Source organism: Hominimerdicola alba, from assembly GCF_900109655.1.
In the GTDB taxonomy this organism is placed as follows: Bacteria; Bacillota; Clostridia; order Oscillospirales; family Ruminococcaceae; genus Hominimerdicola; species Hominimerdicola alba_B.
This window is the reverse complement of sequence record NZ_FOAT01000012.1, coordinates 60,853-77,989: the sequence shown is the minus strand read 5'-3', so window position 1 is coordinate 77,989 and position 17,137 is coordinate 60,853. Positions and strand designations below refer to the sequence as shown.

The 17,137-nt window shown below is 48.5% G+C and carries 21 protein-coding genes; 19 read left to right on the top strand and 2 right to left on the bottom strand.

Annotated elements, in window-relative coordinates; translation table 11 throughout:
- Positions 1 to 6 precede the first annotated feature (6 nt).
- From BMY75_RS12680 to BMY75_RS12635, 10 genes are all read left to right on the top strand, one after another.
- Entirely contained in the window at positions 7 to 4,188 is a 4,182-nt protein-coding gene (locus BMY75_RS12680) for a hypothetical protein (RefSeq protein ID WP_074834296.1), read from the top strand.
- A gap of 17 nt (positions 4,189 to 4,205) precedes the next feature.
- The gene (locus BMY75_RS12675; protein WP_074834294.1) at positions 4,206 to 4,628 is read left to right on the top strand and encodes a DUF6711 family protein; all 423 of its coding nucleotides are present in this window, start codon (positions 4,206 to 4,208) and stop codon (positions 4,626 to 4,628) included.
- Positions 4,625 to 7,987: an autotransporter outer membrane beta-barrel domain-containing protein gene (locus BMY75_RS12670; RefSeq protein WP_074834292.1), complete on the top strand. Its 3,363-nt coding sequence runs from the start codon at positions 4,625 to 4,627 to the stop codon at positions 7,985 to 7,987. Before BMY75_RS12675 ends, BMY75_RS12670 begins: the two co-directional genes overlap by 4 nt.
- Positions 7,988 to 8,013: 26 nt before the next feature.
- Positions 8,014 to 9,051, top strand: coding sequence for a hypothetical protein (locus BMY75_RS12665; protein ID WP_074834289.1), 1,038 nt, complete (start codon positions 8,014 to 8,016; stop codon positions 9,049 to 9,051).
- Positions 9,052 to 9,097: 46 nt separating this feature from the next.
- Positions 9,098 to 9,313, top strand: coding sequence for a hypothetical protein (locus tag BMY75_RS12660; RefSeq protein WP_074834286.1), 216 nt, complete (start codon positions 9,098 to 9,100; stop codon positions 9,311 to 9,313).
- Positions 9,313 to 11,574 carry a tail fiber domain-containing protein gene (locus BMY75_RS12655; protein WP_074834283.1) on the top strand — a complete coding sequence of 754 codons (2,262 nt, stop codon included), beginning with the start codon at positions 9,313 to 9,315 and terminating at the stop codon, positions 11,572 to 11,574. The genes BMY75_RS12660 and BMY75_RS12655 overlap by 1 nt, the downstream gene beginning before the upstream one ends.
- Entirely contained in the window at positions 11,571 to 11,933 is a 363-nt protein-coding gene (locus BMY75_RS12650; RefSeq protein ID WP_074834280.1) for a hypothetical protein, read from the top strand. Before BMY75_RS12655 ends, BMY75_RS12650 begins: the two co-directional genes overlap by 4 nt.
- A 4-nt stretch (positions 11,934 to 11,937) precedes the next feature.
- Complete coding sequence (locus BMY75_RS12645; RefSeq protein WP_074834277.1) at positions 11,938 to 12,228, top strand: nucleotide exchange factor GrpE; 291 nt, start codon at positions 11,938 to 11,940, stop codon at positions 12,226 to 12,228.
- Positions 12,229 to 12,350: 122 nt separating this feature from the next.
- Positions 12,351 to 12,545 (top strand): hypothetical protein, encoded by a 195-nt coding sequence (locus BMY75_RS12640; RefSeq protein WP_074834274.1) that lies wholly within the window; start codon positions 12,351 to 12,353, stop codon positions 12,543 to 12,545.
- A gap of 14 nt (positions 12,546 to 12,559) precedes the next feature.
- Complete coding sequence (locus tag BMY75_RS12635) at positions 12,560 to 13,504, top strand: peptidoglycan recognition protein family protein (RefSeq protein ID WP_074834271.1); 945 nt, start codon at positions 12,560 to 12,562, stop codon at positions 13,502 to 13,504.
- An 81-nt stretch (positions 13,505 to 13,585) separates the two neighbouring features.
- On the opposite strand, the gene BMY75_RS12630 is transcribed toward BMY75_RS12635, so the two are convergent.
- Both BMY75_RS12630 and BMY75_RS12625 read right to left on the bottom strand, forming a co-directional pair.
- Positions 13,586 to 13,807, bottom strand: a complete 222-nt coding sequence (locus BMY75_RS12630; RefSeq protein WP_074834269.1) for a hypothetical protein — start codon at positions 13,805 to 13,807, stop codon at positions 13,586 to 13,588.
- 301 nt (positions 13,808 to 14,108) lie between these two features.
- Positions 14,109 to 14,324 (bottom strand): helix-turn-helix domain-containing protein, encoded by a 216-nt coding sequence (locus tag BMY75_RS12625; protein WP_074834266.1) that lies wholly within the window; start codon positions 14,322 to 14,324, stop codon positions 14,109 to 14,111.
- Positions 14,325 to 14,498: 174 nt separating this feature from the next.
- On the opposite strand from BMY75_RS12625, the gene BMY75_RS18015 reads away from it, so the two are divergent.
- Genes BMY75_RS18015 through BMY75_RS12585 form a run of 9 tightly spaced genes read left to right on the top strand, consistent with a single transcriptional unit; the run spans position 14,499 to position 16,844 of the window.
- A complete protein-coding gene (locus BMY75_RS18015; protein WP_170844296.1) occupies positions 14,499 to 14,651 on the top strand; it encodes a hypothetical protein in 153 nt (50 codons plus the stop codon).
- A 25-nt stretch (positions 14,652 to 14,676) separates the two neighbouring features.
- Positions 14,677 to 14,931, top strand: coding sequence for a hypothetical protein (locus BMY75_RS12620; protein ID WP_074834264.1), 255 nt, complete (start codon positions 14,677 to 14,679; stop codon positions 14,929 to 14,931).
- Between the two features lie 13 nt (positions 14,932 to 14,944).
- Positions 14,945 to 15,136 (top strand): hypothetical protein, encoded by a 192-nt coding sequence (locus BMY75_RS12615; protein ID WP_074834262.1) that lies wholly within the window; start codon positions 14,945 to 14,947, stop codon positions 15,134 to 15,136.
- Positions 15,133 to 15,312 (top strand): hypothetical protein, encoded by a 180-nt coding sequence (locus tag BMY75_RS12610; protein ID WP_074834259.1) that lies wholly within the window; start codon positions 15,133 to 15,135, stop codon positions 15,310 to 15,312. The genes BMY75_RS12615 and BMY75_RS12610 overlap by 4 nt, the downstream gene beginning before the upstream one ends.
- Before the next feature lie 5 nt (positions 15,313 to 15,317).
- Positions 15,318 to 15,680, top strand: a complete 363-nt coding sequence (locus tag BMY75_RS12605) for a hypothetical protein (protein ID WP_074834257.1) — start codon at positions 15,318 to 15,320, stop codon at positions 15,678 to 15,680.
- A 20-nt stretch (positions 15,681 to 15,700) separates the two neighbouring features.
- Positions 15,701 to 16,036 carry a hypothetical protein gene (locus BMY75_RS12600; protein WP_074834254.1) on the top strand — a complete coding sequence of 112 codons (336 nt, stop codon included), beginning with the start codon at positions 15,701 to 15,703 and terminating at the stop codon, positions 16,034 to 16,036.
- Positions 16,037 to 16,090: 54 nt separating this feature from the next.
- Positions 16,091 to 16,432, top strand: coding sequence for a hypothetical protein (locus BMY75_RS12595; RefSeq protein WP_074834251.1), 342 nt, complete (start codon positions 16,091 to 16,093; stop codon positions 16,430 to 16,432).
- Positions 16,429 to 16,653 (top strand): hypothetical protein, encoded by a 225-nt coding sequence (locus BMY75_RS12590; protein WP_074834247.1) that lies wholly within the window; start codon positions 16,429 to 16,431, stop codon positions 16,651 to 16,653. The genes BMY75_RS12595 and BMY75_RS12590 overlap by 4 nt, the downstream gene beginning before the upstream one ends.
- Complete coding sequence (locus BMY75_RS12585; protein WP_074834245.1) at positions 16,644 to 16,844, top strand: hypothetical protein; 201 nt, start codon at positions 16,644 to 16,646, stop codon at positions 16,842 to 16,844. The genes BMY75_RS12590 and BMY75_RS12585 overlap by 10 nt, the downstream gene beginning before the upstream one ends.
- Positions 16,845 to 17,137 lie beyond the last annotated feature (293 nt).

Genomic DNA, 17,137 nt, shown 5'->3' with positions numbered 1-17,137 from the left:
GTAATCATGGCGGATAGTGGATATTCTGACGGTTCGGTAGTTGTCAGCACAGACCTTGACACTCAGGGCTTTGAAGCAGGCTCAGACCGAATGAAGAATGCCATCGATTCATCTATGAACGAGTTTCAGAAGCTGGGCGACACACTTCAAGGTGCTATGAATCAGGGTGTACAAGCTGTACAAGAGGGTGCACCACTGATTGACAAGGCACTCTCCGAGAGTGTAACATCTTTCCAGACAAGCTCAGAGGATATTCAGAACTGGATATCTAAATGGGCAGATGCTATTCCTGAAAAGAAGTTTGAAGCTAGTATAAGTGCTATCCAGAAGATGCTCGATGGTCTCGAGGGCAAGATGCAAGATGTATCACAGTCCTACGCGAAAGCAGGAGACGGTGGCGCTAAAGAAATATCGAAGTTCGAGACCCAGGCTCGGGCGGCTGAGAATGGGCTGAACAAACTCGATGCAGAAATAGAAAAGCTGTACGGCACAGCTGTCAGAAGCAAGGGCGGTACGATATTCAGCGGACGTGAATCTGATGATCTCCGAATGCTGATAACCCGATGTGCTGACCTACAAGAACAGTTACAGCGTATGCAGACGGCTGTTATCAGGGTCAAGGCTGAGACCGAGAAAGCGAAAGCGGCTGAGACTGCCGCTATTGCAAAGGCTAAAGCTGAGACCGAAGCGGCAAGGTCAAGCACAAGAAAGCTTGCTGATGAAAATAAAAAGGCTTGGCAGACGGTCAAGCAGGAAATAAAGGGTGCTGAGACTGAGACAAAGGCTTTTGACAGCACGTACAAGTCTATCGGTAGCAGTATCAGAACTCTTGAAAGCAAGATTGACGGCTTGGCTCCTGCGGCGAAAAAGGCTATGGGCGGTAGTGAAAGTGCTGTTGATAGTTTTGAGTTCAAGGTAGCCAACACACAGCGTCAGATACAGTACCTCCGAGAACGGCTTGAAACGCTCGGTAATGCTCGGATAAACTCCGAGGAATACAACACCCTTGTGCAGGGTATCGAAGCCGCTAGAACAAAGCTGAACGACCTCTTAGCGGCAAAGCAGAAAATGCTTGCAGAGGGTACAGATCAGACCTCTGAGGAATGGAGAAATACCGAATCCGCGATAGCGGCGGCGCAAGCTCAGTTGCAGAGGTTTGAAGCATCAAAGGCGGCTATGGAAACGGCGGGTACTGCTACGGTAAGCGGTACAGACACAACAGCATACCAGGAAGCGGCGAACCAGATACAACAGCTTGAACAGCGTGTAACTGAGTACGAAAGCAAGGTATCAAAAGCCAACGGAAGAACACGCCTGTTAATGGCTACACTTAAGGGCATGGCGAGAGTTGGTGTTACAACGTTCAAGCTCCTGGGCAAGAGCATAGCGGCGGCAACTAGCAAAATGAGAACTTTCGGCAAGTCCTCAAACGGCTCCATGCAGGCTGTGAAGAAGCTCACAAAGGTGTTTACCTCGTTCGGTACTCGTATCAAGTCTATGCTTAAGCGTAGGTTTATATCAGCCCTATTCTCAGGAGCGATAGACGGTATCAAGAACCTTGCACAGGTTTCACCCGAGCTTAATGCTTCAATGTCTGCTATGATGACCGCACTTGCACAGCTGAAAAACAGTTTTGCATCTGCTTTCGCTCCAATAATATCGGTGGTCTCACCGGTGTTGGTGACGCTGATAAACCTCTTGTCTGACGCATTCACAAAGGTGGGTATGCTCGTAGCTGCACTCACAGGTGCAACGTCATTCAAGAAAGCCGTCACAGTCCAAAAGGACTACGCCGCGTCATTAAAAGACACGTCAAAGGCGGCTGACAAGGCTAGTAAGTCGGTAGCGGGATTCGATGAGCTGAACAACACAACGACATCGGACAGCTCCAACAGCTCAGACACAGCGACAAACCCTGCTGATATGTTTGAGACTGTACCGATAGACAGTAAGATAAAGAGCATAGCCGATAAGATCAAGAACGCTTTCAAGAACGGCGATTTTGAGGGAATCGGTGAAGCGATAGCAAATAAATTCAACAGCGTAGTTCAGAAAATCAATTCTGCTATCAGTTGGGATAACGTGGGCCCGAAGATAACCGCTTTCGCGGACGGACTTACGCGGACGTTCAACTCGATAGTAGACAATGTGAACTGGGCTCTGATAGGCGATACGGTAGCACAGGGCGTTAACACAATTGTCAATACGCTGTATCTGCTAGTAACAGGTATTAACTGGGGCAACCTGGGCAAGTCTCTCATGGACGGACTTAACGGTCTGGTCTATGGCGTGAACTGGGGCAAGCTCGGAAAGACAATCGGAACAATGTTCCAGTCTGCACTCAGTTTCCTGAACAATGTAGTTCACACGTTCAACTTCAAGGCTCTGGCAAAGGGCATAGGCGGAGCGGTGAACAATGCAATACATTCCGTCAATTGGAGTATGCTCGGAGAAACGCTCTCCACAGGAATCCGAAGCGCTTTCCAGTTCGTTTCCGAGACGATCAAGAGCATTGACTTCAATGCAATAGGCGAGAACATAGCAAAGTTCATTAACAACATTGACGCCGCAGGAATCCTCGGAGACCTGGCATCAATGCTAAGCAACATACTCTCAGGTGCGCTCAATATCGCAACAGGGCTTATCAAAACGCTCGACTGGGGCAAGCTCGGAAGTGGCATATGGTCGGCTCTTGGCAATATCCTCACAGGCATTGACTGGGGCGGGCTGATAACCAAAGCGTTTGAGCTGTTAGGCGCAGCTGTAGCGGGTGCTGTATCGCTCCTCGGCTCATTCTTCCTCACACTCTGGGAGGGCGTTAAGACTGCATGGTTTGCAGTTGAAGGCTACTTCTCCGAGCAGATCAAGGAAGCAGGCGGCAACATCTGGGCGGGTGTCCTGGAGGGCATCACAGAGGGCTTAGCTTCAATCGGCTCATGGATAGTTACAAACATCTTCGACCCATTCATAAACGGCTTCAAGGCTGCATTCGGCATACACTCTCCGTCAACAGCCATGGCGGAAATGGGCGGCTTCCTGATAGCAGGCTTGAAAAACGGCATTTCTGCCGCATGGGGCTCTATCAAGTCATTCTTCACAAACGCTTGGTCGAGCATCAAGTCAGTCTGCGTGAACGCTTGGAACGGCATCAAGTCGGCTTGTTCAACAGCATGGAACGCGGTTACAAGCAAAATAAAGGAATCAGCTTCACAGATAAAGGCTGCGATCTCCGAGAAGTTCTCGGCTGCTAAGGATGCGGTAGTCGAAAAGGTATCAAGCATCAAACAGAAGGTCTCCGAGGGCTTCACCAACGCTTGGAACACGGTCTCCTCTAAGATGTCGAGTATCAAGACTTCGGTATCGAACGGATTCAGCAACGTATACTCAACCGTAACAAGCAAGATCAGCAGCATTAAGTCGAGCATTTCAAACGGATTCAGCTCCATGAAGTCCACAGTATCAAACGCTGTATCGGGTATCTGGTCATCAGTTTCAGGTACATTCTCAAACCTCGTTTCCAACGCTTGGACATGGGGTGCAGATATATGTGATAACATGGCTAACGGTATTCGTAACATGGCAGGCAGTGTATGGGATTCGGTAAGCTCCCTCGCAGGAGATATCAGAGACTACCTCGGATTCTCCGAACCTGAGAAGGGTCCTCTGAGTAACTTCCACACCTATATGCCTGATATGTTGGAACTCATGGCTGAGGGTATCAACAAGAACAAGAGCATAGCTCTTAACGCCGTATCAGACCTCGCACAGGGTATCTCCGATGAAGCGCAGGACACTAGCGTACTTATCCCGATAAACGCGGACAACAAGTACACAGGTTTCCTTGACAACTTCTCAGATAAGATAACGGATGCGTTCTCAGACATGATCGAGCGGCTTGAAGCTATCGCGGGTAATGTGACGTTCTCCGTTCCTGCTGTGGCTGCGGGTAGCGTGGTACCTTACAAGCTTGCACAGTATGACAGCTCCGATTCAAGCGGAACTGACAGTTCCGTTAATATAACGGCAATCACTGACCGCTTAGATGCGGTAGTAAACAGGCTTGGTGATGTTGTAGATGCAATCGACAGCAAAGAGACAGGCATATCAGACGATGCGATATACAGCAGCGTGAAAAGTAGTGCTCGTAAAGAGCAGAAATCAACAGGCAGAAATCCCTTTACAGTATAAGACAGGAGTGATTGAGTATGAGCAACTTTAGGGGCTATCTGGTAAAAGCCTACAACGGAACTATCCTCGATCAGTACTTAGCTGCAGAGGGATTTAAATGCACCCCTGACCAAAGGCAGGATAAGGATTCGTACCGTGACGGTTACGGCATACTTCACAGAAATGTTCTGCCGGGGGTGACTTCAACACTTGAATTAACGACACTTGACGGCTTGAACGTTGACCAGGTAGCGGCATTCAAAGAAGCTATCGAGAGCGGCATCATCAACAGTATGGAGCGTAAACTCACGCTCACATACTGGAATGATGAACGAATGGCCTACTGCACAGATACGTTCTATATGCCCGATATGACGTTCACATACAGCCGTATACAGGATAACACCCTGATATACAAATCAACGACATTCAAATTCATAGGGTACGGTGAGCAGCGATGATAGACATTTCTAGCGAACAGCAGCAGATATTGCTAGCAAACGGTACCGTCAAGAATTGGCAGATAGTTGTATACAACTCTGACGATGAACCCGAGTTCACGATACCGACAGAAAAGATGGTTGACAACAGTCTGACCATAAAGGAAAGTCTGTGCTCCGCTCAGAGCCTTGACATAGGTGCTTGTGAATCATCGGTGCTGACAGTGAAGCTTGCTAACCTCAACAGCTCGGAGTTGAAAGACAAGAAGCTTGTTGTCGTGCTCAACGCTTCACAGGGTAACACCTCAGTTGAGCTCGACATGGGCACATTCTATGTCGATGATGTACCGCACGAGAACAACACATGGTTCTACACTCTGACAGCGTATGACAGCATGATTAAGTTCGATGTGAAGATCTTCGAGTGGTACAACTCGCTCTCGTTCCCGATGACTTTGCAGCAGTTCAGAATTGCACTGTGCGCTCATGTGGGCGTTGAGACAGCACCCGAACAGCGGTTACCACTTGATGATATGGTAATCACAAAGAGTGATGCTGTGGATATCAACCTCACAGGACGGCAGGCATTAAGAGCTATCTGCGAGATAAACGGAGCTTTCGGTCACATCAACAGACAGGGTCAGCTTTCCTTCGTCAGACTGGGCACCGAATCAGTTATAACGCTCTTTGAGGGCGGTGCAGACCACTACAAGGCAGGAGCTACACACGAGAACTGGACAGTTCCGGAGATTGAAGCGGCAATAGCTTATTCGCTCTCCAATGAGCAGGGCATTGTCTATCCTGCACAGGGCGGCTTCAACGCCTACACGATCAGTGATAACTTCCTCTGCTACGATCTCAACGATGCAGACCTCGCAAGAGTAGCACAGACGATATACGGAGCTTTCGAGGGTATCACCTATACCGGGCACAACACACCGATAACAGGCAGACCGTGGTTAGAAGTCGGGGACATGATAACAATTGATTCTGACGGAGAGCAGATTGAGACGTACATCTTCGAGAGAACGTTAGCAGGCTTCCAGAGCATGACTGACAAGCTCTCCGCAAAGGCTACGGACAGCAGGGACGAGGACAGAAGCAGTACACATCAGCAGATCGAGAGATTAAAGCGTGATGCTAACCAGATAAAGACCTCGTACCTGAGGGCTGATATAGCAGAGATAACCTATGCTACTATCGAGAACCTTGAAGCTACAAACGCTGTCATAGAACACCTTGAAGCGGTAGACGTAGAGATAACAGGCACACTGACAGCTGCACAGGCAGATATCCGACAGCTGAGGGCTGACAAAGCAGATGTTACCGACCTCACGGCGGTGACAGCACGTGTACAGTACCTCGAGGGTGATGTGGCATCATTCCACAGCTTGTATGCTTCGGATATCACGGCAGTAAATGCCAATATCACTAATCTGCAAGCGGCAACAGCGAATATCAGTACACTGGTAGCGCAGAAAGCTAACATAACTGACCTGCAGGCGGCTACTGCGAGGATAGGCTCCGTTGAAGCGAACGTAGCGGATATCGATACTCTGATGTTCGGCTCTGCGACAGGTACAAGCATACAGACCTCTTTTGCAAATGCTGTGATAGCACAGCTTGGAAATGCACAGATCACAAGTGCTATGATCGAGAGCGTATCTGCTAGCAAGATCAGCGCGGGTAACATCTTCACCAATGCTATCCGCATATACGGCGACAACTCCCATAAGCTTTCCATTGTAGACAACACTATCAGCATATCGGACGGAACCAACGTCAGGGTGCAGATCGGTGAGGATGCAGAGGAAGATTACAACTTGTACATCTGGGACGGTGAGGGTAACCTCATGTTTGATGCACTCGGTCTCACGGCTGACGGCATCACGAGAAAAGTCATCAGAAATGATGTTGTAATGGACAACGCCAACATATCAGCTTACAAGCTTGACATAGATTCACTTTTCAGCGCGATAAACGAGGACGGCTCGAACACTCTGAGCGGTGCAAAGATCAAACTCGATACCGAGAACCAAACCCTTGACGTAGCGTTCACGAACCTGACTACACTTGTTACGACACAAGGCAGTACGATCAGCTCACAGGGTACGGCGATCTCGGTCATACAAGGTCAGATATCATCTAAGATATGGCAGCAGGATATCACTGCTGCATCTGATGCTCTGACACAGACCATGAACACCCAGTACTCCACGCTTACCCAGAACATCAACTCGGTAAGCATAGCACTAGGCTCGGAGATATCGAGCATACAGCAGCAGATTGACGGTGCAACGAATACCTTCGTTGGTGATGAAGCTCCTACACTGTATAACTATCCTGCTGCGGACTGGGCGGCAAATGGTGAGCTGCAGAAGCACATCGGTAATATGTACTACGACAGCAACGGTTATTCATACCGCTTCATGTCGCAGAACGTATTCACAGCAGGCGGCGTAGTCCTCACGGACGGCGGTGATATGCTCAGTAACTTCTACTGGATGCTTATCCGAGACAGTGAGGTATCAAGGGCTCTACAAGATGCTGCAGCGGCTCTCGCAGGCGTTAACAGCATAGAGCACGCACTACTCACCAATTACAGTACAACGGCTCAGATGCACTCCTATGTTGATGTGGCGATAGATTCTATCACACAGGAAGTCTCGGAGACATATGCAACTCATGCAGAAGTCACAGCTCAGGGTGCATCAACATATGCAGATGCAGTAACCTATGCTGACGGTGTAGGAACTGCGGCGGCAGCAGATGCAACGAGCAAAGCCAATGCGGCAGAGACAGCGGCTAAGAATTACTACGATGTAAAGATAGCTGATTACAGCACGACTACCGATGTACGGTCAATGATACAGCAGACCGCAAGCAGTATCACCCAGACCATAACCGACACCCGCACGGAGCTTATCTCCTACGCGGACGGAGTGAGGGACGATGCGGCGGCAGATGCTACACTCAAAGCAGGAGCAGCAGAAGCGGCGGCAATAGCGGCAGCGGCAACAGATGCAACGAGCAAAGCAGATGCAGCAGAAGCGGCGGCAATAGCAACAGCGGCGGCAGATGCGGCAAGCAAAGCAAATGCAGCAGCGGCAGCGGCTAACAGCTACACTGATAATCTGCTGACCTCATACAGCACGACAGCTCAGATGCAGAGTGCTATCGAGCAGACACAGGGCAGCATCTTACAGACCGTAAGCAGCACATATACCACTAAGGCAGAGTATGAAGCATTTGAGGTAGGTGCACGAAATCTCATACTGAATAGTATAGATCTGATAGGCACAACTCATTTCTTCTACAACAACGGCTTGACAGACGGCTCATTTGCCCTCACAGATAACGGCAAATGGCTTGTTATATGATTAATGATTCAAGGGAGGAATCTTTAATGGCTAATGAAAATCTCGCAACAAAGGAAATCACACAGGTTGATGCAGCGGCTTCCGTAACAGCGGGTGCAAAGGTCTACATTGACAACGGCGGCACGTTCGCACGTGCTAATCTGGACGATGTGTTCAAGATATCGGACACATTCCAGACCCTGAGGGGCAACGGTTCTCCTCACAACGGTATTTTCAGAGGTAAAGACCTCACCAACGTGTATACTGTTGCTCAGATGTACAGCATGGTACACAGCGGTAACTTCGATGATCTGTTCATCGGTGACTACTTCACAGTATCTCTGACCACAGACATTTACACACACTTCACCGGCTCTACCTTCGACAGCGGTACTACCTACTACGAAGCTAGCGGCACTATCAATGAGAGGGTATGGACCGCAACCTCAGATGCCACACCCCAGAGTGGCAAGATCTACGCCACTAAGCTGACAAAGACCGAGAGCGTTGCTCTGATGTTCGCTCACTTTGACTACTACTACGGCATAGGTGATACCGCACTTGGTACACATCACGCTGTACTGGTACCCCGTTCTACATTTGCCACAGCGGCAAGCATGAACCCCACCAACACGACCGTTGGCGCTTATGCAAACAGCGATATGCACCAGATCACACTTCCTTGCTATGCTAAGTCTCTTAAAACAGCACTGGATAATCACCTGCTCGCACACAAGTCTTGGCTTACTACTGCTATCAATGCTTCTGCGGCATCTGCGGCAGGCGGTGACCAGACAGGCGCGGCTAATGCAGCAGCATGGAGTGCTGTTGAACTGCAGCTCATGAACGAGAATCAGCTGTACGGTTCTTCTGTATGGTCGAGCGGTGCTTACGATGTCGGTGCAGATGCTGAGAAACTGGCAGTATTCAACTTTGTAAATCCTGTTCAGTTCGGACGTTCCACCACATGGCTCCGCTCCATTATGAGTGCGGCGTTCTTCTGCACTTGCAATAACTCCGGTCTTGCAGGTGGTAACGGCGCGTCTAGCGCATCTTACGTTCGTCCCATTATCCTGTTCGGTTAATACCGAGCAGGGTATAAGACAAAAACTATAAGCAGGAGGTGATTACATGACAACATTTGATGCTATACATCAGATCGGTATCCTTAAAAGTCAGCTTGCAGCATCTGACTACAAGGTTATCAAGATAGCAGAGTATAAGGCGGCAGGAATGAAAGCCCCTTATGATATCAACGAAGTTCATGCCGCAAGACAGGCTCTTCGTGATGAGATCAACGAGCTCGAAGAGCTCATGCCTACACTTGAAGAGGGAGGTCTCTGCTAATGGCTAACTCTGTATCACGCTATACAGGCATAGACCCGAACGGTGATACAAGTGTTATGGCTGCTCTTGAAGTTGTCTCGGCAGGGCTCTTTGCCCTTGCCGGGATAGCGCGAGAGTGCAGTTATACGTTAAGGCTCTGGATAAAGGCTAGTTCCGCAAGGACTGTAACTGCTTATGTAGGCTCTACACCCTTCGCGCTTTCCGTCACTTCGGAGTGGAATGTATATACCTGCACATCTTCGGCAGAAGCTAACAGCTCATGTGACTTGTACTTACCCGCGGGAACATACTACATCTGGCACCCGATGCTTGAATCATCAACGAAAGCATCTGATTATAGACAAGCTCCTGAGGACGTTCAGGAGAACATCAATGCTGTGGCAGATACAGCGGCAGCGGCTGCAGCGGCTTACACGGATATGCGGCTCGTTGAGTTCGTAACCACAGAACAGCTTGACACAGCTATCAGGCAGACACAGGAAGAGATATCTCTTTCAGTTACAGCACAGACCACACGTGCTATGACATATGCTCAGGGTCAGGCAGCGGCGGCATATAATGCGGCTAACACGCAGACGGACAACAAGCTGAGGAACTACGTCACATCAACCCGACACACGTCAGACCTGCAGCTCCTTTCTGACCGGATAACTTCTGCGGTATCAGCTACGGAAACGCTTGCAGAGTATGTGGATGGTGACTTCTATGAGCAGGTCACAAGTGAGTATACTACGCTTGTTACTCAGACAGCTAGCGGCATTGAATCGAGAGTGCAGCAGACCTACGCTACACAGACCACAGTTAACGGCATAGCAAGCCGAGTAACAACGGCAGAATCGAAGATAACGCAGCAGGCGAACAGGATAACATCTATCGTATCTGAGCTCACAACAGCTGAATCGCAGATATCACAGCAGGCTAACCAGATAACCTCGTTAGTCAGCACAGTGAACGGTCAGCAGACAGCAATAACACAGAATGCTAGCAATATCAATCTGTGCGTTAAGAGTGCTAATCTGGTGTCCGAGATCAACGCGAGCACAGGTCAGATAAAGATGACTTCAAACAGATTTGTTGTGGACAGCACGTACTTCAAGCTTTCCGCCAATGGCACGGTGACGGCTTCAAACCTTACTCTGACAGGCGGCTCTATCAAATCATCGAACTATGCTACGTCAGGCGGTAGTGTTACGGCGGGTACGTACATCAACCTCTCCACAGGCTCCATATCAGCTAAGAACTTCTCTGTATCGAGCTCCGGTACGATGTCAGCAACGAATGCAACGCTGACAGGTACGTTAGAGACAGGTGCAGACGAGCAAGGTTGTAAAATTAAGGTGATGGACGGTAAGGTACACGCATACCTTAACAATAACCGTGTCGGCGGTCTGGGCGCTGCGGTCAGCAGTTCGGACCCGACTAAGGCACAGTATGCTCTACTCGGCTCCACGAACTTCCAGGGCGTTATGATAGGTACCCTATACAATCACGAAGTAACACCATACTACCGTATGAATTACAGCGACTACTATACAAGTTATGGCTGCCGTCACTGGTTCTCGGGTGACTTGAAGTTCGTCAACGGTAAGGTTAAGTCCAACTTTGAATTCACTGACGGCTACGGTATAAGCTACGGCGGTAACGTAGCATTCCGCTTTGTTAATGGCTCAGGTGTGAATGTTGGTATAACAGGCTCTAACGCCTGCACCACATACATCAAGGGCTCGGAGATAAGATTTGCGGCTAAGATCGCATCACCAATACAGTTTGCTGATAACACAGGCATATCCTACGGCGGTAACTGGGCTTTCCTTTACGATAATACCGTATCAAACCCCGGTGTGTTCGTTGGTATCGGTGGACAGTACGCTTGCCCAACATACATCAGAGGTTCAGAAATATATCTGAGAGCAAGAGCATACACATCCGGTAACGATGTCGTAACATCGGACCGCAGAAAGAAAAAGAACATCGTAGACTTAGACGACAGATACACGGCTCTGCTTGATAATCTCTCAGCTACTACGTTCCAATATAAAGAATCCTACCCAGACCAGACCATGTGCGGCTTTATTGCTCAGGACGTTAAGGCGGCTATGGAGAAAGTCGGGCTCTCGGAGAAGGACTTCGGAGGATATCACGATCACTACGGTGACGGAAAAGACCTCTATCTCGATTACACACAGTTCATACCCATACTTTGGGAAATAGTCAAGAAGCAGCAGAAGGAACTTGACGAAATCAGGAGGAAATCAATATGAAAGTAAGACTTGAAAAGATACTCGATGCACAGATAGCTCTTAGTGAGCTTGCAAGAAAAGACCTCAAGATCGCTACGGCATACAAGGTGGCTAAGCTTATCAAGGCTGTGGCCGCTGAGGTTGAGTTGTTCAATGAACAGCGCATCAAGCTCCTGCAGAGCGTAGGCAGTACGCTCAGCGAGGACGGCAAGCAGTATATCATACCGAGCGACAAAAAGGCAGAGTTCGCGCAGCAGTTCAGTGAGCTCGTAGCTGTCGAGGTAGATGTGCCTGACAAGATAAACATATCAGGCGAGGATATCTCCATAGCACCCGACCTGCTTATGGCAATCGAGGACTTCATAGAAATAGAGGTGTAAGCTAATGGAGATCAGTGTTATCATATCAATCCTTTCACTTCTGGTGGCGGCAATCGTAGGTTTCACAAACCTCAAACGTAATCAGACTACGGATAACAGGCAGACAGCGGCTGAAATGACTACGGTTATAGTCAAGCTTGAAACGCTGAACACGAACATATCAGAAATGAAAGCAGACGTTAGGCACACCAGAGCAGACCTGCAGGAGATACGTGACAGACTTATCATGTGTGAGCAGTCCACGAAGTCTGCACATCACAGGCTTGATGCTTTGGAGAACAGCGTAAACCACTAGGACAACGAGAGCGCGTTTCTGAGGGGCTTATCCTCTAAGGGGTACAACTTCACAGGATAAGCCCGAGAAGCGGCACAGCGAACGGCTGTGTTTGTCCTATGATAGATTATAGGAGGGGTAGCATGAATAAGAAGAAAATGAGCGAGTGGCTGTACAGAGCCCTCAGGACATTCGGACAGGCGGCAATCGGTTACATCGGTGCTAACATAGCACTGACAGATACATCAGACAGTCAGGCTCTGAGAGTTCTGCTGACTGCGGCAATAGCAGCAGGCATATCAGCACTTATGAACGCAGATCTGAACCACGAAAAGTAAAGGAGTGTAGACGTATGAGCAATAGTAGTCTTGCAAAGTGGAAGTGGAGCGGTATATCTGACCACTACAACATAAGAGATCATGCCATCGACAAAATAACCATCCACCACATGGCGGGTAATTTGTCGCTGTCTGGCTGCTGTAATGCGGTGCAGTCCAGAGGTGGATCCACGAACTACTGCATAGACAGTAACGGCAATATTGGTGTGATGATAGACGAGAGATACCGCGCATGGACGAGCTCCAACAGGGAGAACGACATGAGGGCTGTAACAATCGAGGTAGCCAATGCCCCGGGTGCAGGTGAGCCTAACTGGAAGGTGACCGATGCAGCGCTCAACGCCTGCATTAAGCTGTGCGCTGATATCTGCAGAAGAAACGGCATTAAGCGCATCAACTACACCGGAGATACATCGGGTAACCTCACCATGCACAGGTGGTTCTTCGCTACCGGCTGCCCGGGCCCCTATCTTGGCAGTAAGTTCCCTTATATTGCATCTGAGGTAAACAAGCTCCTTACCACAGCACCCGCAGCTCCTGCACCCGCGCCTGCTGTTAAGCCTACGGTGACCAACCCCGGTACTGGCGGCGGTACTTCTCAGATATACCGTGTGCGCAAGTCTTGGGCTGACAGTAAGTCTCAGATAGGTGCATTCAAGAGCCTTGACAACGCAAAGAAAGCTTGCAAGGCAGGATATAAGGTATTCGATGCAAACGGTAACGCGGTATATCCTGCGGCGGCTGTGGCAGCGGCTAAGACATACAGGGTCAAAGTCGTGCATGACGATCTCAACATCAGGTCAGGAGCAGGCGTATCAAACAAGGTGGTCGGCAGCATCAAAGATCACGGCGTATACACCATAGTGGCTGATAAGGTCGTTGATGGTCAGACTTGGGGCAAGCTCAAAAGCGGTGCAGGGTGGATATGCCTTGCAGCAGGCTTCACAAAGAGAGTATAACAACCATTAAAGCAGACCTCCATATATAAAAAGTCCTCTCTCGGGTAGTTCCGGGAGAGGATTTGTTATTGCTAGCAATATTCATTTCTTAGAAAGCAGCTCCTGGGCAGCGCACAGCGCGAGGTATGATACTGCATAAGGACGTGAACGTTCGAGCACATCATCTTCGTACATGTGGCTGAACACTGCTTCAATTGAAGCGAGTGCTTCTGCTATCAGATCTTCATCATTCAGTCCTTCGATATCTCTCGCATAGTACTCTGAGAGCTGCTGTCTGAATTTCTCTCTATCGGTAATTTGCATAATATACCCCCTCAAAATCATTTCTCACATTGTCAAAAGTGGATAAGTAGTGGGGTAACAAAGAGCGGTAACATTCTGCCGAAACCCCTATTTTCTGTTACCCCTGTTTATTTTCTTGTTACCCCTAATGTTACCTTAAATGTTACCCCCAAAACCCCCTATTTTACTATGTTTCATATATAAAGGTAACAAAGTAACATAAAAATAGGTAATAGACTAGAAATAGCATATTAAGGGCGCGTATACGCCATACACGCCATATCTGCGCCCGTATACGCGCGCGAGCGCGAATGTTGTTACCTCACTCTTTCGGCTCTGGTTCGTAGGACAGTATATCCCCGGGCTGACACTCGAGCAGTTCACACAGGGTAGCTATACCGTCAGCGCCGAGCATCTTTCCCTCTTTCAGTTTTTGGATAGAGCTGTGTGAAATGATCTTCTCGACATTGAGACGGTATGTGGAGTAACCCTTTTCTTTCAGGGCTGCTAATACATTGATCTTGTACTGTAACGACATGATATCACCTCCCGCTTACATTGTATCATAAAACCTTACCGAAAACAAGGTAACATTCTGCACAAAAATGATACCGAATTTTCGGTAATAATGCGAATTGAATATTACCGAATTTTCGGATATAATAAAAGCACAGTAAGAGATACGAACCACAGACCACAGGAGGTAAGTGATATGAAAAGATACTTTAAGACCGTTGATAACGAACTTGTTGAGATAAGCAAGGATGAAGCTGATGCTATGGAAAAGAGAAACAACGAACTTTTCGCAAGCGGTGACTTTTCAAAGATGCTCGAAATAGAAATCCCGCTCGTTATAGAGCAGTAATACAATTCACAAGGAGGTAAACACCATGAACGCGGTACTGATAGGAAAATTCAAGGATAAATACAATGCATACAGAACAGATTTACTCTATGAGTATCGCGGAAAATCATACCTAATAACAGCGTATGACAATGGGTATTCAGAGAGTTTGAGAGATCAGCACAAAAGAGAACAAGCAAGGATAGACAGAGAGCTATCGGAAAATCAGAAGCCTATACAGCCCTATACAGGAGAAGTTGAAAAGGCTTTAGATGAATTATTCGAATACTGGGATGATTAAGGAGGTAAGCACCATGAAAGACACAATGTATCTCGTATTCAAGCAGATAGGTAACTTCGCTACAAGGCACGACCCGATAGTTGCCTACATCATCGGTACCGGTCGTGAAGCACAAGAGGAGTGCAACAGGCGTAACAAGGCAGGCACAGCTTACCACTACTTCATGGAAGCAGCGGAAGTCAAGAAGGAGGGCATTGAGATATGAACGATACACTGAGAATGATAGACACAGATCTGTACGAGTACAGAAGATACGCCATCACAGGTAACCCGAGGATCCTGTTTGTTTGCATAGCTCCCTACGGAGCTTTCTCCCCGAAAGCATACGGCACCATAGAAGAAGCTAAGGCAGCCATAGATGAAGATATAGCAGCGAGGTGAGCAAGATGTTAGAGTTCTACATGGTAGTCGCAAGAGTGAACGGTATAGACTACCTCACAAAGGTAAACGCAGAAAGCAATTACAGCGCAGAGCATCAGGTCATGGACTTGGGTATCTGCGGAAAGCACGACTATTCGGTGACCGCCTGCATGGCATACGACCGTGAAGCTATGAAAACAGATACGTTCATAGGTGCAGCGCTTAACGCTGCACCGATCACGTTCAATGAACTGGCAGACCTGATAGAGGAGCGGAACAAAGAGATATTGAAGCGTGACGAAACGGAGCACAGGATATCAGCGATCGAGAAGAAGATACAGGAGCTGACAAGCGAACTTGAAGCAGCTCGGAAGTTCATGGAAGGATAAGATAAACGGAGGTAATCACAATGACAGTAAATGACAAGTTCATCAGCAGGCTTATAAACATACTCGAGGGCGCAAGTGAGCTCGGCACAGCCAACGTTCGCAAGATGGAAGATACCGGAACCGATGAATACATCGTCCGCTACGAGGACGGCAACAACATCACGATCTCGATATACTTCACCGACAAGGACTGCTGCAACGTAGGATATCTTGATGCAGATGCCAGGTATAGAAGCTTCTCCTCGTGGGCAAGGATTGACAGAGCGAATGAAGCGAAGTTCCTCTTCGATCTGGCTATACTGCTCCACAGGTGCAGCGAGTACGCGGCTTACAACTACGATTTCATAGAGAACTAAGACAACAGGGCGGCTCTACTGCCGCCCACAACTAACTAAACGGAGGTAATCACAATGGCAGAAAACAAGATGTACTTACAGAGCGACAACGGCGGATACGGTGTCCTGGTACTGGACGGAGCACACCGCAAGTGGTATTACTGGGGTGAGAACGAGATACCCGCTGTACTTATCGGTGAGACCGATGAAGAAAATGCAGAGATCATCAGCGAGGCTATCACAGCAGGAATGTTTGATGCTGATGATTTCATCAACGAGCACTCTGAGGAAGAGCTTGCAGAACATCACATAGAAGCTTATGACGGCATGAGCATAGCAGAGGTTGACAACTACGAGAACGATAACCGCGACTGTGACAAGACAAGTTGGATAGAGATCAAGGAGGTAAGATCATGAGACCATTGACTATAAGAGAGTGCATCAGATACTGCGAGAACGCCATGAGGGAAATGTGGGAGAAATACGGCAAGCCTGCTGAATACAGTAAGCGCCGTGAGGTATACGTCCGCTGCAAAGAGCTCTGCAAGGAAAACGGTTATGTCGGTTCTCGCTTCGTCTCGATCTGGAACACAGCGAGCACCAACGCACACAGGGAGGTGGTCACAATATGTCGGTAGTGATCGGTAACGTGATCTTCATGAAGTCAGATGACGACAGGTTCACTTGGGAAGCACACAGACCAGATGTACATGGAGTGGTCGCTTGGGTGTCGGTTCTTCCCGGTGACGTAGAAGTACACAACAGGGTAAGCGTAGAACATTATTCAACACTCGAAGAAGCTGCAAGAGCTATCGAGCAGTACGGCTAGGGTGAAAACAAAGAAAGAATATAGGGGCAGAGGGTCGGAGTTCTCCGGCTCTCTTTTTGTGTCCGCGTGTCCAGTTTTCATGTCCAGTTTTTGTGAAAAATACAGTTTTTCTGTGCATATCATGCACATACAGTTATTGTTGAGAGCATAATAAAACCGCCTGCTTACGCGATATTACGTAAACAAGCGGTTTTCGCTTTGGCGGAGAAGGAGGGATTCGAAAACTCGCGTATAAGGCTTTAAACCTCGCAGAATCCCTATTTTTCATCGTCTGCGTCCAGTTTCGTGTCCAG